The following is a 16,918-nucleotide window of genomic DNA, read 5'->3' on the forward strand; positions in this document are numbered from 1 at the left end:
TCCCCGTCCTTACGGGGAGAGGGTTGGGGTGAGGGGCTGCTTCCGCAGAGACGGTGACACTCGGACTCGCGGAGAGTCCCCCTCACCCCCATCGCATCTACGATGCGATGCGACCTCTCCCCCGCAAGCGGGGCGAGGTGAAGTCCGAGGCGAGACCGAGATCAAGAAATGACAGCACACGACGGGACACCTCCCATGAAGCGCTCCTGGATGGACCGCATCATCGACACGATCGAATGGATCGCGGCCGGCTTCGTCGGCATCGTCGCGCTCGACATCTTCCTGTCGGTGCTGCTGCGCAATACGCTGAACTACTCGATCCCCGACTCGTTCGATATCGGCCGCATGCTGCTCGGCATCCTCATCTTCTGGGGCATCGCGGCGACGTCCTATCGCGGCACCCACATCACGGTCGACCTGGTCTGGGGCAATGTCGGGCCGCGCTACCAGCGCTGGATCGACGTGTTCGCGACGCTGGTGCTGCTGTTCGTCGTCACCGTGCAGACCTGGACGCTGTTCGACAAGGTGCGCGGCACCTACAACGACAACGTCCAGACCTTCGACATGCACATGCCGACCTGGCCGTTCTTCGCGGTCGCGTGGATCGGTGATGCCGCGGCCGTGCTGCTGATCGCGATCCGCACCTACCGTCTGATCTTCCATCCCGAAGACATGCACGATCCAAAATTGAAGGCGACGGAGTAATCATGAGCACCGATGCCGTCGCCTTAATCGGCTTCGTTTCCCTGTTCGTCCTGATGCTGCTGCGCGTGCCGGTCGGCATGGCCATGGGCCTCGTCGGCGTGTCCGGCTTCGCCTATCTCGTCAACGGGACGGCGGCGCTGAAGCTGGTCGGCCAGACCTCGATGCGCACGGTCACCGACTACACCTTCGGCGTCATCCCGATGTTCCTGCTGATGGGCTCCTTCGTCAGCAATTCAGGCATGAGCCGCGAGCTGTTCCGCGCCGCCAACGGCTTTGTCGGACACCTGCGCGGCGGGCTCGGCATCGCCACCGTCGGCGCCTGCGGCGGCTTTGCCGCGATCTGCGGCTCCTCCGTCGCGACCGCCGCGACCTTCTCCGCCGTCGCCTACCCCGAGATGCGCCGCTTCGGCTATCCGCAGTCGTTCGCCACCGGCGTGATCGCCGCCGGCGGCACGCTGGGCGCGATGCTGCCGCCGTCCACCGTGCTCGCGGTCTACGGCATCATCACCGAGCAGGACATCGGGAAGCTCTTCATCGCCGGCATCATCCCGGGGCTGCTGGCGATGACCATGTACATGATCACGATCTTCCTGATCGGCCATTTCCGCCCGGACTTCCTGCCCAAGGGCAAGGTGCTGCCGTGGCGCGAGCGCTTCGCGGGCCTGAAGGACATCTGGGCGCCGGTCCTGCTGTTCGTGTTCGTGATCGGCGGCCTCTACGGCCTGCCCTTCCTGCCGCGTTTCACGCCGACGGAAGCCGGCGGCGTCGGCGCCGCGGGCGCCTTCATCATCGGCGTTGTCACCGGGCGGCTCGACCGCGAGAAGATTCTGGCGTCGCTGCTGCAGGCAACGCGCACCGCGGCCGCCGTGTTCACCGTGCTGATCGGCGCGCTGATCTTCGGCTATTTCCTCACGGTGACGCAGACGCCGCAGAAGGTCACCGAGTTCCTCACCGGTCTCGGCCTCGGCCCCTACGGCGTGCTGGCGCTGATCATGGTGATGTATCTCGTGCTCGGCTGCCTGATGGACGCCATGGCGATGATCATCCTCACCGTGCCGATCATCTTTCCCGTGATCACGCATCTCGGGTTTGATCCGATCTGGTTCGGCGTCATCATCGTGATGACGGTCGAGCTCGGCCTGATCCACCCGCCGGTCGGGATGAACGTCTTCGTCATCAAAAGCGTGGTGAAGGACGTCTCCTTCTCCACGATCTTCAAGGGCGTGATCCCGTTCGTGGCGACGGATCTGGTGCGGCTGGTGATTTTGATCGCCTTCCCGATGCTGGCGACCTGGCTGCCGACGCGGATGATGGCGCATTAGTGAACGCCTGCTGCGCGACGCGCGGTTGTCCCCTCTCCCCTTGTGGGAGAGGGTGGCTCGCCGCGATAGCGGCGAGACGGGTGAGGGGTATCTCTCCGCCCGCACATCTGCGTTTGCGGAGACAACCCCTCATCCGGCGCTTCGCGCCACCTTCTCCCACAGGGGGAGAAGGAAGAGCAGCACGTCGCTGACATAGGAAGTGATAGATGAATCCCATCCTCGAAACCAAATACGTCTTCACGATCACCGCAAAAATCGGCGACGTCGTCACCGCCGGCGAGACCGGCATTGGGGTCCGCCGCATCATCCCGATTATCGGCGGCGAGGTGACGGGTGCGATTACCGGCAAGGTGCTGCCGTTCGGCGCCGACTTCCAGACCATTCGTCCCAACGAGCTGATCGATCTCGAAGCGAAATACGCCTTCGAGACGGATGACGGCGCTATCGTCTACGTCGAGAACAAGGGCATGCGCTTTGGCCCGGTCGAGCTGCTGCAAAAGCTGAAGCGCGGCGAGCCGGTCGATCCGAAGCTGATTTACTTTCGCACGGTCCCGAAATTCGAGACGGGGCACGAAAAATATCGCTGGCTGATGGAGCACATCTTTGTCGGCTCAGCCGCACGCCATGCGGACCGCGTCGTGATCGACGTGCATCAGGTGGTGTGACCCTCGTATTGACAAATCCACACCAGTGTGTATAAATACACATGATGAATAGCCGGGAAATTATCTCGGCCCTTCAGAGGGATGGCTGGGTCCAAGTGGCTCAAAAAGGCAGCCACGTCCAATTCAAGCACCCGGCGAAAAAGGGCCGCGTCACGGTGCCTCATCCAAAGCGGGACGTCCCGCTGGGGACCCTGAAGAGCATTGAGCAGCAGCCCGGCCTGAAGCTGAGGTAAGCGCCATGCGTCATTACATTGGATTGATCCACAAGGACGCCGACAGCGATTTTGGCGTGTCGTTTCCCGACCTGCCGGGCGTCGTGACCGCGGGGACCACGCTCGACGAAGCGCGCGACATGGCCGAGGAAGCGCTGGCGTTTCATCTCGAAGGCATGGCGGAAGACGGAGAAGCGATCCCGGAGCCTTCCTCGCTCGAAGAGATCATGTCGGATCCCGAGAACCGCACGGGTGTCGCCATTTTGGTATCGGTGAAAAACGAGCAACCGAAGATCGTGCGCGTCAATGTCACTCTACCCGGTGACGTGCTGGAGCAGATCGACAAATATGCCGAAGCCCACGGCTACACGCGATCCGGTCTGCTTGCCCAGGCTGCGAAGAAGCTGATGACCGACGCCGCCTGAGGCATTTCCGGAGATTGCGCCCAATGCAGAAGGCGTCCTCCCCCAACCTACGACCGCGCCGCCCCCTCCTTGACTCCCCCAGAATTCGTTATATAACATAACTATTCTGACAAGGACGCAAATGACACAGGGAAACGCCGAGACCGCTGACGCGGGCGCCTCCGGGCTTTTGAGGATCGAGCGGGCGGACCGGGTTCTGACCGTGGGCCTGAACCGGCCGGCCAAGCGCAATGCGCTCAATGACGGCATCATCCTCGAAATCGGCGAGTGCTTTGCCTCCCTGCCCGAGGATATCGGCGCGGTCGTCATCCACGGCATCGGCGATCATTTCTCCAGCGGTCTCGACCTCTCCGAGCTTCAGGACCACGACGCGACCGGCGGCCTCCTCCATTCCCAGATGTGGCACCGGGTGTTCGACCGCATCCAGTACAGCCGCGTGCCCGTGATCGCTGCGCTCCGGGGCGCGGTGATCGGCGGCGGGCTGGAGCTTGCCTGCGCCGCCCATATCCGCGTCGCCGAGCCCTCGACCTATTTCGCCCTGCCGGAAGGCCAGCGCGGCATCTTCGTCGGCGGTGGCGGCTCGGTGCGGCTGCCGCGACTGATCGGCGTTGCCAGGATGATGGACATGATGCTGACCGGCCGCGTCTATAGCGCGACCGAAGGCGCCTCCTACGGCTTTACGCAATATGTGACGGAGGCCGGCAACGGGCTCGGCAAGGCGCTGGAGCTTGCGACCAAGGTCGCCTCCAACGCGCCGCTGACGAACTTCGCCGTGCTCCAGGCGCTGCCGATGATCGCGGAGGCCAATCCGCAGGCCGGCCTGCTGATGGAATCGCTGATGGCAACGGTTGCGCAGAGCGACAAAGAGGCGAAACGCAGGATCCGCGAATTCCTCGAACACAAGACCGCAAAGGTGAAGCCGAAGTCATGAGCGGGCAGCCGTCCTCTTCCAGCATGGAGCGCGGCGCGAGCACTTCCCCGCTGCGGCCCATTTCGTTCGGCGATCCCGCCGTCAACATCGAGCGGCGCGACGACGGCACCATTTACCTGCGGCCCAAGCAGCCGCTCGGCGACTATCCGGTCCGCCTCACCGACCGCCTGCATCATTGGGCGACGACGACGCCGGACCGAATCTTCATGGCCGAGCGTGAAGGCGGCCGCGGCTGGCGCAAGATCACTTACGCCGAGCTGCTCGCCGCCAGCCGGCACATTGCCTCCGGCCTGATTGCGCGCGGCCTGTCGGCGGAGCGGCCGGTCGTCATCCTCTCAGGCAATTCGATCGACCACGCGCTGCTCGCGTTCGGCGCGTTCTATGCGGGAATTCCGTTCTGCCCGGTGTCGCCGGCTTATTCGCTGGTGTCGAAGGATTACGGCAAGCTCTCTTACCTGATGAAGCTGCTGACGCCCGGTCTCGTCTTCGCCGAGGACGCCGGCAAGTTCGCGGACGCGCTCGCCGCCAATGTCTCTGATGGCACCGAGATCGCCGCGTCCTGGGGCAGCGTGCCGGGCCGCGACGTCACCCTGCTCGCCGACCTCATGGCGACGCCGCTGCGCAGCGATCTCGACGCGATACACGACAGGATCGGCCCCGACACGATCGCAAAGTTCTTGCTGACCTCGGGCTCGACCGGCAATCCCAAGGCCGTCATCAACACCCAGCGCATGATCTGCGCCAACCAGGTGATGCTGCGCGAGACGCTCGCCTTCCTCAAGGACGAGCCGCCGGTCATCATCGACTGGCTGCCCTGGAATCACACCTTTGGCGGCAACCACAATATCGGGCTGACGCTCTACAATGGCGGCTCGATGTATCTCGACGCCGGCAAGCCGGTGCCTGGAGGCATCGAGGAGACCGTGCGCAATCTCCAGGAGATTTCGCCGACGGTCTATTTCAACGTCCCCAAGGGCTATGAATCGCTGCTGCCCTATTTGCGCGACGACCAGGGCCTGCGCGCAAAGTTCTTCGACCGCCTGCACGCGATGTTCTTCTCGGGCGCGGCGTTGTCGCCGTTCGTCTGGAACAGCCTCGACGAGCTCGCGGTGAAGGAGAAGGGCTACCGCGTGCCGATGCTGACCGGCCTGGGCGCCACCGAAACCGCGCCATTCTTCATGTCGGTCAATCCGCGCACCAGCCGCTCCGGCCATGTCGGGCTGCCCGTGTCGGGCAATGACGCCAAGCTGGTGCCGAACAACGGCAAGATGGAAGTGCGCGCCAAGGGGCCGAACGTGATGCCCGGCTATTGGCGCCAGGGCGACATCACCGCAAAATCCTTCGACGAGGAAGGATTTTACAAGATGGGCGACGCGCTCAAGCCCGTCGATCCCGACGATCTCAGCGCGGGCTTCGATTTCGACGGCCGCGTCAGCGAAGACTTCAAGCTCGGCAGCGGCACCTGGGTCAGCGTCGGCCCGCTGCGTGCGCGCTTCGTCGCGGCCTGCGCGCCGCTGGTGCGCGACGTCGTCATCGCCGGCATCAACCGCGACGAAATCTCCGCGTTGGTGCTACTCGATCTCGACGGCTGCCGGCTGATCAACCCGACGCTGCCGGCCGACGATCTCACCGTCACCGCCCGGGACCGGCTGGTGCGCGAAGCCTTCCGCGAGCGCCTGACGCGCTTTCTGGCTTCCGCCACCGGTTCCTCGACGCGGATCACGCGCGCGATCCTGCTCGATACGCCGCTCTCGATCGACAAGGGCGAGGTCACCGACAAGGGCTCGATCAACCAGCGCGCGGTGCTCGAGCATCGCGACGCGCTAATCGAGGAGCTCTACGCTGCCAATCCATCGGACCGTGTGATATCGGTCGGGTAAGAAACCATCGCCAAAGGAGAACGCCATGTTGTTGAAGGATCAGGCAGTCATCGTTACCGGCGGTGCATCGGGACTGGGCGCTGCGACCGCGCGAAAGCTGGCGGCGCAGGGCGCCAAGGTCGCGGTGTTCGACCTCAATGCCAAGCTTGCGGAGACCGTCGCCGCCGAGCTCAAGGGCGTGGCCGTGACCTGCGACGTCTCCGATGCCGCCTCGGCCGAAGCCGCGATCACGCAGGCGACCAAGGCGCATGGACCCGCGCGCGTGCTGGTGAACTGCGCCGGCATCGGCGTCGCCAAGCGCGTGGTCGGCCGCGACGGACCGATGGCCCTTGCCGATTTCGACAAGGTGATCAAGGTCAACCTGATCGGCACCTTCAACATGCTGCGCCTCGCCGCAACCGAGATGTCCAAGCTCGAGCCGCAGGCGACCGGCGAGCGCGGCGTCATCATCAATACCGCGTCCGTTGCCGCCTATGACGGCCAGATCGGCCAGTCGGCCTATTCGGCCTCCAAGGGCGGCATCGTCGGCATGACACTGCCGATCGCGCGCGAGCTCGCGCAGTTCGGCGTCCGCGTGCTGACGATTGCGCCCGGCCTGTTCCTGACGCCGCTGCTCGCCAACCTGCCGCAGGAAGCCCAGGACTCGCTCGCCGCCGCGATCCCGTTCCCGCGCCGGCTCGGCCACGCCGACGAGTTCGCCGCGCTCGCGCTGCACATGGTCGAGAATTCGTACCTGAACGGTGAAGTGGTGCGCCTCGACGGCTCGCTGCGCATGGCGCCGAAGTAAGGCGCAACGAAAGCAGGGCCACCGCATGTTCGTGAACCGGCGCGACGTCCAGATCCAGTGGGGCGACTGCGACCCCGCCAACATCGTCTATTACCCGCGCTATTTCGCGATGTTCGACGATTCGACGTCGACCCTGTTCGAGGTCGCCGGATTCTCCAAGCAGGATTTGGTCCGCAAATACGGCCTGGTGGGCATCCCCATGGTCGACACGCGGTCCAAGTTCTACATCCCGTCGACCTATGGCGACTGGATCACCATCGAGACGAAGATCGAGAGCATCAAGCGCTCGAGCTTCGAGGTGAAGCACAACGTCTACAAGGGCGAGGCGCTGGCGATCGAGGGTTTTGAGACCCGCGTCCTGGTCGGCCGCGATCCCGTTAACCCCGACAAGCTGAAATCGGCACCGTTTCCGGCGGAAATGGTAGCCAAATTCACGGGGAATTAGGTCTGGAGCTAAATCGCCGCATCGCCAAAAGAGGGGGCTGAATTACCCCCCGATTTCTGCTTTCAAAGAAACACGTCAAGGGAGGAATAGATGAAACGCTTTTACCTGACCGCCGCCATCACTGCTGCGACGCTTGCCCTGCCGGCTCTGCCTGCGCTGGCCCAGACCAGCGAAATCACCATCGGCATCACCACCACCACGACCGGCCCGGGCGCGGCGCTCGGCATTCCCGAGCGCAACGCGCTGGAATTCGTGCCGAAGGAGATCGGCGGCGTGCCGCTGAAGGTGATCGTGCTCGACGATGGCGGCGATCCCACCACGGCGACCACCAACGCCCGCCGCTTCGTGACCGAATCCAAGGCCGACATCATCATGGGCTCGGCGCTGACGCCGCCGACCATCGCGGTCTCCAACGTCGCCAACGAGGCCGGCATTCCGCATTTCGGCCTGGCGCCGTTCCCGATCACGCCTGAGCGCATGAAGTGGTCGGTGGCGATGCCGCAGCCGATCCCGATCGTGGGCAAGGTGCTGTACGACCACATGAAGGCGAAGGGCGTGAAGACCGTCGGCTATATCGGCTATTCCGACTCCTATGGCGACCTCTGGTTCAACGACCTGAAGGCGCAGGCGGTGCCGATGGGCATCACCATCGCCGATGAGGAGCGCTTCGCCCGCCCTGATACGTCGGTGACCGGACAGGTGCTGAAGCTCGTCGCCGCCAACCCCGACGCGATCCTGGTCGGCGCTTCCGGGACCGCGGCCGCGCTGCCGCAGACCGAGCTGCGCGAGCGCGGCTATCAGGGCCTGATCTACCAGACCCATGGCGCCGCCAGCATGGACTTCATCCGCATCGCCGGCAAAGCAGCGGAAGGCGTGCTGATGGCCTCCGGTCCCGTCATGGACCCCGAGGACCAGCCCGACGAGGCCGCCACCAAGAAGCCGGGCCTCGCGCTCAACACCGCCTATGAGGCCAAGTACGGCCCGAACAGCCGCAGCCAGTTCGCCGGTCATTCCTATGATGCGTTCGAGATCCTCAAGCGCATCATTCCGACGGCACTGAAGACCGCAAAGCCCGGCACGCCGGAATTCCGCGAAGCGATCCGCCAGGCGCTGCTGTCGGAGAAGGAGCTGGCAGCGAGCCAGGGCGTCTACAACTTCACCGAAAAGGACCGCTACGGCCTCGACGAGCGCTCGCGCATCCTGCTCACCGTGAAGAACGGCAAGTACACGCTGGTGAGGTAAGGCGCGGCGCGAAAGTTTCGAGACGACGAGAGCCGGCCTGATGGGCCGGCTCTTTTGTTTTGGCTTTGAGATTGACAAGCGTGAAGTCGAATCGAGTTCAGCCAACAGCAGCGCTCTCTCCGTTCCCTCCCCCCTCTTGTCCGCCGTAGCCTTGGCGAAGGCGGATGCGGGGGAGGGGCAGGGAGAGGGGTGCCGCACGGGGATTCTTTCCGTCACGCACCCGCCCTCGATGCATCAACAACAACCGGCACCTTTTGCTGGGCTACCCCTCTCCCTAGCCCTCCCCCGCAAGGGGGGAGGGAACGCACCTCCTTCGGGGCGCGAGAGGAGTCTCATTCCATTCGGCCTCAGGCCGCCTGCCGCAGCGGGGTCCAGGCGAACTCCGGATAATAATCGTCCATCATGCGGTCGACATAGGCGGTGAGGTTCGCAAATCCCTCGGCACGCTGACGCAGGCCGGATTCGAAGAAGGGCGTCAGGATTCCGGCGAGCGCGCCGAAGGCGGTGGCATCGACACCGCAGGGCTTGTTGCCCATCAGGTAGGCCTTGTCGCCGAGCTGGACCGAGAGCGCGAACAGCGAACGCACCGCGAGATCGACATCGTCATCGGGCGCGTGGCGGCCGAGGCCGGAGAGCAGATAGTTCTCGGCGACACGGAATTGCGCATCCTCGCGCAATTTTTCGCGATTGTGCTCCGGCGCGCCGTCGAAGAAATGCGCGGGCCCCTTGGCGAAGTTGACCGAATCGACCCAGCGCGCCCCGACCAGCGCCCAGTAGACGTGATGCTCGATCATGCGCTCGAACGCCCAGGCCTGCGCCCGCTCGGCCAGCGACAGCCCGGCGTCGAAATCGAAGCCATAGCGGCGCTCGATATGGGCGCGAATGAAGGTGGAATCGGCCACCGCCTCGCCGCCATCGTCGATGAACGGCAGCTGCCCCTTGGGCGAGGCCGGCGGCATCGCCCGCTCCTTCCGGTAGGGCAGTCCCGCCATCTTGAGCTGGACCTCGGTCTTGGTGACAAAGGGGCTGATTTCCGGCAGGCCGAAGCCGGCGCCAAAGCCATAAAGCGTGATCATGCGAACTCTCTCCTGGACCTGCGAAATTTGGAGCTGCGAAATTTGGACTTGCGAAACTTTGAGGGAACCTAGTGACCGGCTGCTGCCACCATGGTGGCAGCAGCCGTGATATCTTCTGCGAAACGGGCCCCCCGCCAGGCACGGGCCATGACATGACGGGCCAGCGCGTCCGCAGCCCGGGTCAGCGAGCGTGCCATCACGCTTGCGAGTGCAAATCGGAGGTCGACGGCCATGAGATCGAACGAAACGAGGCGGCCGAGCGCCCAGGCGGACCAGACCTGTGCCCGCAACATCGGAATCGCCGGGCCAAAATGGGTTGGAATGATCATGGACAAATCCTCTTCAGTCGATGTGTTGTCCCGGTATAGACACCCCCTGCTGCCAACATCCTGTCAGCAGCAGCGCGCCATTTTCTGATCCGTCCCCCGATAAGAGAATTGTCATGAGACGCGCCGACCGGCTGTTTCAGATCATCCAGGTGCTGAGGCGCACGCGTAAGCCGCTGACCGCGGACGCGATCGCGGCCGAGCTCGAGACCTCGAAGCGCACTATCTATCGCGACATCGCAACCTTGATCGGCCAGCGCGTGCCGATCCGCGGCGAAGCCGGCATGGGCTACATCCTGGAGAAGGGTTTCGACCTGCCGCCCTTGATGCTGACACCCGACGAGATCGAGGCGGCGGTGCTGGGCGCGCAATGGGTCGCGGGCCATGCCGATTCCGCGCTGGCACGCGCCGCCGAAGATTTGATGGCCAAGATCGCCGACACTGTGCCTGAGCGCTTGCGTCCCTTCGTGCTGGAGCCGGCAAGCCGCGCGCGGCCGAGCTGGAACAGGGAGCCGGATCGCCTAGACATGGCGCGCACGCGCACTCAGATCCACGAAGGCAAGAAGATCATGCTGCGTTATCGCGACGAGCAGGGCCGCCCCAGCGAGCGCATGATCTGGCCGATCTCGGTCGGCTATCTCGAAGCCGTGCGCCTGCTTGCGGCCTGGTGCGAGCTGCGCGGCGACTTCCGCAGCTTCCGCACCGACCGCGTCGTGGATGCGAGCTATCTCGACGATAGATATCCGGAGCGGCGCGACGTGCTGCGCGCAAGATGGCGGCAGAGCCTGGTCTGGGGCCCGCCAAAGGACACGTGAGCGCGATGGAAGAGATCTCCCCCGTCGATCTGTCGAGCTTTTGCCAGAGCTGCGGCGCCTGCTGTGGTTATTCGGAGAACTGGCCGCGCTTCTCGATCGAGAGCGACGAGGAGCTTGCCGCAATCCCCGAGACGCTCGTCAACGCGCGCCAATCCGGCATGCGCTGCGAGGGCGATCGTTGTTCGGCGTTGCGGGGGGAGATCGGAAAGCAGACGGCCTGCGGCATTTACGAGGTCCGGCCGGAGGTGTGCCGCACCTGCATGCCGGGAGACGCCGAATGCGCGATGGCGCGGCGGAAATTCGGACTGCCGGTAATCGAGGTCGCTTAAGCTGGAACGGCTACAGCTGGAACGGCTTCGCTGACCTCGTCGTCGAACCCGTCCTCAAGCGGTGCAAGCACCGAGAGCGGCTTGGTCGACAGCGTGATCGGCTTGCGGCCCCCCGACAGCGACGGCGACGATTTGACCGTGCTTTCGCGCGACAGCGCGTACAGCGTCGAGCCGACGCGGCCGCCGTTGTCGATCAGGTCACGCTCGTTGCAGCTGGCTGCGATCGCGACCGCCAGCGAGTGCAGATGGCTGCGGCGATAGCAGAACAGTGCCAGCCTGGCGCGCGCGTCAGGGGAAACACTCTCAACCAGCCTCGGCAGGCCACTCTCGCTAGCGCGATACATCTCGCCAAGGAGCTCGTCGCGGACCGGGCAGAAATCGCTTTCATATGCGTCGCGGCTTGAAAACATTGCGGTTCTCCTCGTTGCCGAAGATGCAGCGCAATTCTCTAATGAAAGGTTAACCACGCCGCCCGGTAGTCACCCGGGGTCCTTGCGCCCTGGTCGCGAATCGGAGGCGCCCTGGTGGGTTGAAAGCGGGGGTAGCGACCGCCTGCGGCCATCCTTCGAGACGCCCGCCATTGGCGGGCTCCTCAGGATGAGGTCGGTTTCTGCTGAAAGATCCTACCCCCTCATGGTGAGGAGGCGCGCAGCGCCGTCTCGAACCATGCAGGCCCGGCAGCCACTCCAGAGAGCCGCCGGCCTCAGTTCGCCGCCATGAAGATGGAAAGGCCGAAACCGGTCAGGTGATGCAGGGCCTGGTCGACGCCGATCAGGGTCCAGAACCAGGGATGCGCCAGGTCGACACCGAAATTGGCGGAGACGAACCCTTTGGCGCGGTCGATGGTGATGTGGATCGCGAAGTCGATGAAGGCGACGAACCAGAATCGCGGCGCCACCAACAGGATCAGCGGCAGCGCAACCGCGAGGTGAACCAGGCAATGCACCAGAAGCGGCAAAGCCCAGCCGTGCTTCTGGTCCTTGCCGTGCGCCATCCAGGCGGTCTGGAGGACGAAATCGGCGATGATGTGCTTGAAGGTGAGCAGCAACATCCAGCCAATGAGCGCTTCGACCGGAACCGCCGATGACATGGGTGGAAACGACAAGCTGACGCCCTCATTGACGTGACAAGAAAGACCGGAGCGTTCAGCGCAACTTCTTTTTGGACCGGTCAAATCGCCGGGACGTGTGATTTATGACATCTCCCGCGACGGAATGCAGCCGGGGGGAACTGGAAAATCGCCAACTGTGGCTAACTGGTGATAGGATGACCAATCGCCGCGGCCGGCTCGAGTAAGGTTACCTCCGGCTCGAATTTTGCATTCCGGTATCGGCGCGCTATCATTGTCGGCGGAGAATATCGTTCTTTTTTCAGACGTTTAGGAATTGCAGGGCGCCCGCCGCGATCGTATCCGCGAGCCGTCCGCCACTCAGGAATAGGGCCGGAGTGCTGCCATGAGTACCGAAGGCCCGACCTCGTCACCGACCGAACCGCCGCCGCGGCGCCCCAAGGTAATCAAGACCAATCAGCAGCAGGTCTTTCTCTACGTCGTGCTGACCCTGCTGCTGTCGCTCGCCACCGTCTGGGGCGGCCGCGCCATGTTGCACAATTCGGAGACGCTGACCTTTGCCGTCGGCCCCCCCAACAGCGACGAAGCGCTGTTCGCCGCCAAGCTTGCCACGCTGCTGAAGAACAACGCCTCGCGCTTCCGGATCAAGATCGTCAACAACCCAGACAACGCCAGGGCGCTCGCACAGTTCGACCGCAAGCAGGCCGACCTCGCCGTCCTTCGCACCGACACCAAGGTGCCGCTGCGGGCGCGCACGCTCGCGATCCTCGAGCACGATCTGGTGCTGCTGCTCGGTCCCGGCAGCAAGAAGATCAAGTCGCTCGCCGAACTCAAGAAGAAGAAAGTCGCCGTCCTCGCCGAGAACGAATCCTCGCTCGCCTTCGTCCGCAGCATCCTCGACATCCCCGACGGTCCGGACGCCGCCAGGATCCAGATGGCGCCGCAGGGTGCAACGCTCGACAAGCTGTTTGCGCCGGCGAGCGGGTTTGGCGCGGTGATCGCCATCGTCCATGCCTCCAGGGCGGTGCGGGACAAGGCCTATGAGCAGGTCGCCAAGCGCGGCGGCTTCACGCTGAACGCGATCGACGAGGCCAAGGCGCTGGCGCGCAAGATTCCCGGCATTTCCAGCGAGACGCTAACCGCGGGCACGCTGTCCGCATCGCCGGAAATTCCCGACGACGACCTCGACACGATCGGGCTCGAATGGCTGCTGGTCACGCAATCCAGGATGTCGGCGAGCACGGCGGGCGAGCTCGCGCGCGTCGTCTATGAGAACAAATCCGCGCTCGGGCTCGACAACGGCTTCGCCAGCCGGATCGAGCCGGCCTCCGTCGAGAAGGATGCCTACGTGATGGCGCATCAGGGGGCGGCCGACTACATCAACGACGACACCAAGTCGTTCATGGATAAGTACAGCGACCTGATGTATCTGGGCGCCGCCGCGCTCAGCGTGATCGGCTCGATCTTCGCCGCGATCTACGCCAAGATCACCCGCATCGCGCCTGAGAAGGCTGGCGAGCTTTCAACCGCCGTCCTCGACATCGGCGAACGCATCGAGCACGCGCATTCGCTGGACCAGCTCGAATGTCTCCAGGATGAGTTGGAGGGCATTCTGCGCGGCGCCGTCATAGGTCTCAGAGACGGCACGATCAGTACCGACGGGCTCGACACCTTCAAGCTCGGCTACGAGTTCGTCCGCGACGAGATCGGCATGCGCCGTGACTATCTCAAACGCCACTGCGGCGAGGCCGACAAGATCGCGCAGGATACGGCCCCTCCCCAGCAGGACGAGAGCAATATCGTCGTGGTGAAGACAGCTCAGAGTGCCTGACCTATCGATTTGACGGTCTTGCAGTGGCGCCTTGCCGACATTTCCCGCGAATCCCCGGGCCGGATTCGGGAACCGTCCCCATTCACAACCGTTTGTTCCCGGATACAACCGGAGCACGCGTGATGCGTACACTCCTCATCATAATCCTTCTGGGCATGCTGGTGGCGGCTGGATATTTCGCCTATTCCGCAATGGCGATCGAGGGCGAGCCGATCCCGACGGAAGGCTATGTGGCATTGGCGCTGGGGGCAGGCTTCTCCCTCGTCGTCGGCATCGGCCTGATGGTGTTGCTTTTCTTCAGCAGCCGCCGCGGCTACGACGAGCCACCACATTTCAGGTAGTCCCCGGATCCACCACGGCACCGGGCTTCCGCGCCCCTATCCGACGATGCTGCGGGCAAGCCCTGCCCGTCGTTGACGGCTCCTGCCCGGGCGGGCACTTTGGCGGTGGCGTCCCAGCCGGGACCTCAAGAGACACGACCGAGCCCGCCTTCCCGCATGTCCAAGCCGCTGATCCCCGCACTGGCCCAGTTCGTGGCCGCCACGGCCGGCCGCAACATGACCAAGGCGGCCTATGCGGCGGTTGGCCTCGGCGTGCTCAGCATGGTGCTGCTGACGGTCAACCCGGCCTATGAGACGGCGCCCCGCTGGGTCGACGCCCTGCTCTGGGCCTGCCTCGTCTATTTCGTGTTCGAATGGGTGGTCCGGCTGCGCCACATGGCACAAACGGGGCGCCTGTCGCTCTACATGACCTCCTCTGCCGGAGTGGTCGATGCTCTGGGCGCGCTGGCCGTGCCGGTCGCGCTCCTGATCGGCATCGAGCCGAAGACGGCGTGGCTGCTCAGCGTGCTCTGGGTCCTCAAGGTGGTGCCGGGCATTCCCGGCCTGCGGCAGCTCCGCCGGGTGCTGGTGCTGGAATCGGGACCGCTGGTCAGCGTGCTCGTGATCTTCCTGATGGTGGTGTTCCTCGCTTCCGTCGCCGAATATTTCCTGGAGCGGGACGTGCAGCCGCAGACTTTCGGCAGCGTCCCCGCCGCGCTGTGGTGGGCTGTCGTCACGCTGACGACGACGGGCTATGGCGACGTCGTGCCGGTGACGCCGCTCGGGCGCGTGGTGGCGGCGATGGTGATGATCTCAGGCCTCGGCGTGTTCGGGCTCTGGACCGGCATCCTGGCCACCGGCTTTGCCGCTGAGACCCGCCGCGACAATTTCCTCAAGACCTGGGAATCCGTCAGCAAGGTGCCGTTCTTCGCAGCGCTCGGGCCTGCCGCCATCGCCGACGTCACCCACATGCTGCGCACCATGGAGCTGCCGGCCCGCACCATGATCATCCGGAAGGGGGCGCAGGGCGACTGCATGTATTTCATCGCCGCCGGCGAGGTCGAGGTCGACCTGCCCGGCAAGAAGGTCCAGCTCGGCGATGGCGCCTTCTTCGGCGAGATGGCCCTGCTCGGCAACAATATGCGCGGCGCCAATGTCTCGACCACGAAGGTGTCGCGGCTGCTGGTGCTCGACCTCGTCGACTTCCGCGTGCTGATGGCGCGGCATCCCGATCTCGCCGAGACCATCGACGCGGAAGCCAAACGCCGCACGCTCGAAAACAAATAAATATAAATGGAGACAAGAATGTCGGACACAGCCGACGCGGCCTCAAGCCCCGTGCTCGAACGTGACGGCGCACGCGCCACCATCCGCCTCAACCGGCCCAAACATCTCAACCGGCTCCAGGCCGAGGATCTCGGCGAGCTGGTCAGGCTTTTCGACCGGATCGAGGCCGATCCTGATATCCGCGTGCTGGTGCTGACCGGCACGGGGCGGGCCTTCTCGGCGGGCTACGACCTCAACTCGGTTGCCGAGCGCGCGGTCAGCGCCAACGAGCAGCAGAGCGCGGGCTCGGCGTTCGAGGTCGTCGTCAACCGGCTGGAGGATCTCGGCGTGCCGACGATCTGCCGGCTCAATGGCGGCGTCTATGGCGGCTCGACCGACCTCGCGCTCGCCTGCGATTTCCGCATCGGCGTCGACACCGCCGAGATGTTCATGCCGGCGGCGCGGCTCGGACTGCACTACTACAGAAGCGGCATCAAGCGTTACGTGACGCGGCTCGGCGTCGACAACGCGAAGAAGCTGTTCCTCACCGCGCAGAAGATCAGCGCGCCGGAGATGCTGCGGATCGGCTATCTCACCGCCATGGTGCCGGTGGAACTCCTCGACGAGGAGGTCGACAAGCTCGCCACGGTTCTCGCCGGCAACGCGCCGCAGGCAATGGCCGGCATGAAGCGCGCCATCAACGAATTCGCCCGCGGCGAATTGGACGAAGCGGCCGCCGATCAGCGCCACCGCGACAGCATGCGCGGCGCCGAGATCAAGGAAGGTATCAAGGCGTTCGCGGAAAAACGGCCGCCAAAATACTGATCACGCCCGCTGCGACCGCATCGCGCGCACCTGCGTGAGCTTGGGATCGCGGACGAGAGCCTGGTAGCGTTTGCTGTCGACGGCGTAAATCGCGATCCGGCCCTCGCTGTCGGCATGAACGCCCCAGCCGAAGCGCTTGCCCAGGCTCGACGCCCTCATGCACGCCTGCCCCCGGGAGAAGAACGCTTCACGGGCCGCACGCTTCTCCGTCTTCGTCGCCTTCACATCGAGCTCGCGTCCCGGCGCGGACGTCGCGAAGATCACGTCGTCGGACGTGTGCTTGTAGGGTGCCTTGGCGATCATCTCGTATTGCAGGCACGCCACCGTCGGCTTTCCCGCGCGCAGCGGCGGCTCCTCGCCGGTATGCGCGGGACAGTCGTCAGCGACCCGGATGAAGGTGTTGACGCAGTTGGTCGTGTGGATCGACTTTGTCATCTGCAACCCTGG

At 64.5% G+C, this 16,918-nt stretch carries 21 protein-coding genes; 16 read left to right on the forward strand and 5 right to left on the reverse strand.

Annotated features, from left to right (window positions below; all coding sequences use genetic code 11):
• Window positions 1-195 precede the first annotated feature (195 nt).
• The 10 genes from AC5ZFO_RS02895 to AC5ZFO_RS02940 all read left to right on the forward strand — a co-directional run bounded on the left by AC5ZFO_RS02895 (window position 196) and on the right by AC5ZFO_RS02940 (window position 8,614).
• Window positions 196-705 carry a TRAP transporter small permease gene (locus tag AC5ZFO_RS02895; protein WP_014498282.1) on the forward strand — a complete coding sequence of 170 codons (510 nt, stop codon included), beginning with the start codon at window positions 196-198 and terminating at the stop codon, window positions 703-705.
• A 2-nt stretch (window positions 706-707) separates the two neighbouring features.
• Window positions 708-2,027 (forward strand): TRAP transporter large permease, encoded by a 1,320-nt coding sequence (locus tag AC5ZFO_RS02900; RefSeq protein WP_282519951.1) that lies wholly within the window; start codon window positions 708-710, stop codon window positions 2,025-2,027.
• Between the two features lie 206 nt (window positions 2,028-2,233).
• Window positions 2,234-2,692 (forward strand): DUF3237 domain-containing protein, encoded by a 459-nt coding sequence (locus AC5ZFO_RS02905; RefSeq protein WP_282519950.1) that lies wholly within the window; start codon window positions 2,234-2,236, stop codon window positions 2,690-2,692.
• A 44-nt stretch (window positions 2,693-2,736) separates the two neighbouring features.
• On the forward strand, window positions 2,737-2,925 hold the full coding sequence (locus AC5ZFO_RS02910; RefSeq protein ID WP_282520084.1) for a type II toxin-antitoxin system HicA family toxin: 189 nt from the start codon (window positions 2,737-2,739) through the stop codon (window positions 2,923-2,925).
• A gap of 5 nt (window positions 2,926-2,930) precedes the next feature.
• Window positions 2,931-3,329 carry a type II toxin-antitoxin system HicB family antitoxin gene (locus AC5ZFO_RS02915; RefSeq protein ID WP_282519949.1) on the forward strand — a complete coding sequence of 133 codons (399 nt, stop codon included), beginning with the start codon at window positions 2,931-2,933 and terminating at the stop codon, window positions 3,327-3,329.
• A gap of 121 nt (window positions 3,330-3,450) precedes the next feature.
• Complete coding sequence (locus AC5ZFO_RS02920; protein ID WP_063980927.1) at window positions 3,451-4,260, forward strand: crotonase/enoyl-CoA hydratase family protein; 810 nt, start codon at window positions 3,451-3,453, stop codon at window positions 4,258-4,260.
• A complete protein-coding gene (locus AC5ZFO_RS02925) occupies window positions 4,257-6,140 on the forward strand; it encodes a feruloyl-CoA synthase (RefSeq protein WP_282519948.1) in 1,884 nt (627 codons plus the stop codon). The genes AC5ZFO_RS02920 and AC5ZFO_RS02925 overlap by 4 nt, the downstream gene beginning before the upstream one ends.
• 25 nt (window positions 6,141-6,165) lie before the next feature.
• Window positions 6,166-6,927 carry a 3-hydroxyacyl-CoA dehydrogenase gene (locus AC5ZFO_RS02930; RefSeq protein ID WP_038933541.1) on the forward strand — a complete coding sequence of 254 codons (762 nt, stop codon included), beginning with the start codon at window positions 6,166-6,168 and terminating at the stop codon, window positions 6,925-6,927.
• 25 nt (window positions 6,928-6,952) lie between these two features.
• A complete protein-coding gene (locus tag AC5ZFO_RS02935) occupies window positions 6,953-7,372 on the forward strand; it encodes an acyl-CoA thioesterase (protein WP_014498290.1) in 420 nt (139 codons plus the stop codon).
• Window positions 7,373-7,462: 90 nt separating this feature from the next.
• On the forward strand, window positions 7,463-8,614 hold the full coding sequence (locus AC5ZFO_RS02940) for an ABC transporter substrate-binding protein (protein WP_282519946.1): 1,152 nt from the start codon (window positions 7,463-7,465) through the stop codon (window positions 8,612-8,614).
• 347 nt (window positions 8,615-8,961) lie between these two features.
• On the opposite strand, the gene AC5ZFO_RS02945 is transcribed toward AC5ZFO_RS02940, so the two are convergent.
• A complete protein-coding gene (locus AC5ZFO_RS02945; RefSeq protein ID WP_282519945.1) occupies window positions 8,962-9,690 on the reverse strand; it encodes a glutathione S-transferase family protein in 729 nt (242 codons plus the stop codon).
• Window positions 9,691-9,758: 68 nt separating this feature from the next.
• A complete protein-coding gene (locus AC5ZFO_RS02950; RefSeq protein ID WP_282519944.1) occupies window positions 9,759-10,019 on the reverse strand; it encodes a hypothetical protein in 261 nt (86 codons plus the stop codon).
• 113 nt (window positions 10,020-10,132) lie between these two features.
• Between AC5ZFO_RS02950 and AC5ZFO_RS02955 the strand changes: the two genes are divergently transcribed.
• Both AC5ZFO_RS02955 and AC5ZFO_RS02960 read left to right on the forward strand, forming a co-directional pair.
• Window positions 10,133-10,831 carry a helix-turn-helix transcriptional regulator gene (locus tag AC5ZFO_RS02955; RefSeq protein WP_282519943.1) on the forward strand — a complete coding sequence of 233 codons (699 nt, stop codon included), beginning with the start codon at window positions 10,133-10,135 and terminating at the stop codon, window positions 10,829-10,831.
• 5 nt (window positions 10,832-10,836) lie between these two features.
• Window positions 10,837-11,160 carry a YkgJ family cysteine cluster protein gene (locus AC5ZFO_RS02960; RefSeq protein WP_282519942.1) on the forward strand — a complete coding sequence of 108 codons (324 nt, stop codon included), beginning with the start codon at window positions 10,837-10,839 and terminating at the stop codon, window positions 11,158-11,160.
• Here the strand turns inward: AC5ZFO_RS02960 and AC5ZFO_RS02965 are convergent.
• On the reverse strand, window positions 11,157-11,570 hold the full coding sequence (locus AC5ZFO_RS02965) for a hypothetical protein (protein ID WP_028148857.1): 414 nt from the start codon (window positions 11,568-11,570) through the stop codon (window positions 11,157-11,159). The genes AC5ZFO_RS02960 and AC5ZFO_RS02965 overlap by 4 nt on opposite strands.
• A gap of 293 nt (window positions 11,571-11,863) precedes the next feature.
• Window positions 11,864-12,211 carry a DUF3307 domain-containing protein gene (locus AC5ZFO_RS02970; protein ID WP_282520083.1) on the reverse strand — a complete coding sequence of 116 codons (348 nt, stop codon included), beginning with the start codon at window positions 12,209-12,211 and terminating at the stop codon, window positions 11,864-11,866.
• Between the two features lie 403 nt (window positions 12,212-12,614).
• On the opposite strand from AC5ZFO_RS02970, the gene AC5ZFO_RS02975 reads away from it, so the two are divergent.
• From AC5ZFO_RS02975 to AC5ZFO_RS02990, 4 genes are all read left to right on the forward strand, one after another.
• A complete protein-coding gene (locus AC5ZFO_RS02975; protein ID WP_282519941.1) occupies window positions 12,615-14,060 on the forward strand; it encodes a TAXI family TRAP transporter solute-binding subunit in 1,446 nt (481 codons plus the stop codon).
• Between the two features lie 122 nt (window positions 14,061-14,182).
• On the forward strand, window positions 14,183-14,401 hold the full coding sequence (locus tag AC5ZFO_RS02980; RefSeq protein WP_282519940.1) for a hypothetical protein: 219 nt from the start codon (window positions 14,183-14,185) through the stop codon (window positions 14,399-14,401).
• Between the two features lie 156 nt (window positions 14,402-14,557).
• Window positions 14,558-15,667, forward strand: a complete 1,110-nt coding sequence (locus AC5ZFO_RS02985; RefSeq protein ID WP_496121304.1) for a cyclic nucleotide-gated ion channel — start codon at window positions 14,558-14,560, stop codon at window positions 15,665-15,667.
• A gap of 18 nt (window positions 15,668-15,685) precedes the next feature.
• Window positions 15,686-16,471, forward strand: coding sequence for an enoyl-CoA hydratase/isomerase family protein (locus tag AC5ZFO_RS02990; RefSeq protein WP_282519939.1), 786 nt, complete (start codon window positions 15,686-15,688; stop codon window positions 16,469-16,471).
• Here AC5ZFO_RS02990 and AC5ZFO_RS02995 read toward each other — a convergent pair whose 3' ends face one another.
• Complete coding sequence (locus AC5ZFO_RS02995) at window positions 16,472-16,906, reverse strand: DUF6157 family protein (RefSeq protein WP_282519938.1); 435 nt, start codon at window positions 16,904-16,906, stop codon at window positions 16,472-16,474. It abuts the gene before it with no gap.
• Window positions 16,907-16,918 lie beyond the last annotated feature (12 nt).

The sequence above is a fragment of the Bradyrhizobium sp. Unk1 genome (assembly GCF_059512345.1).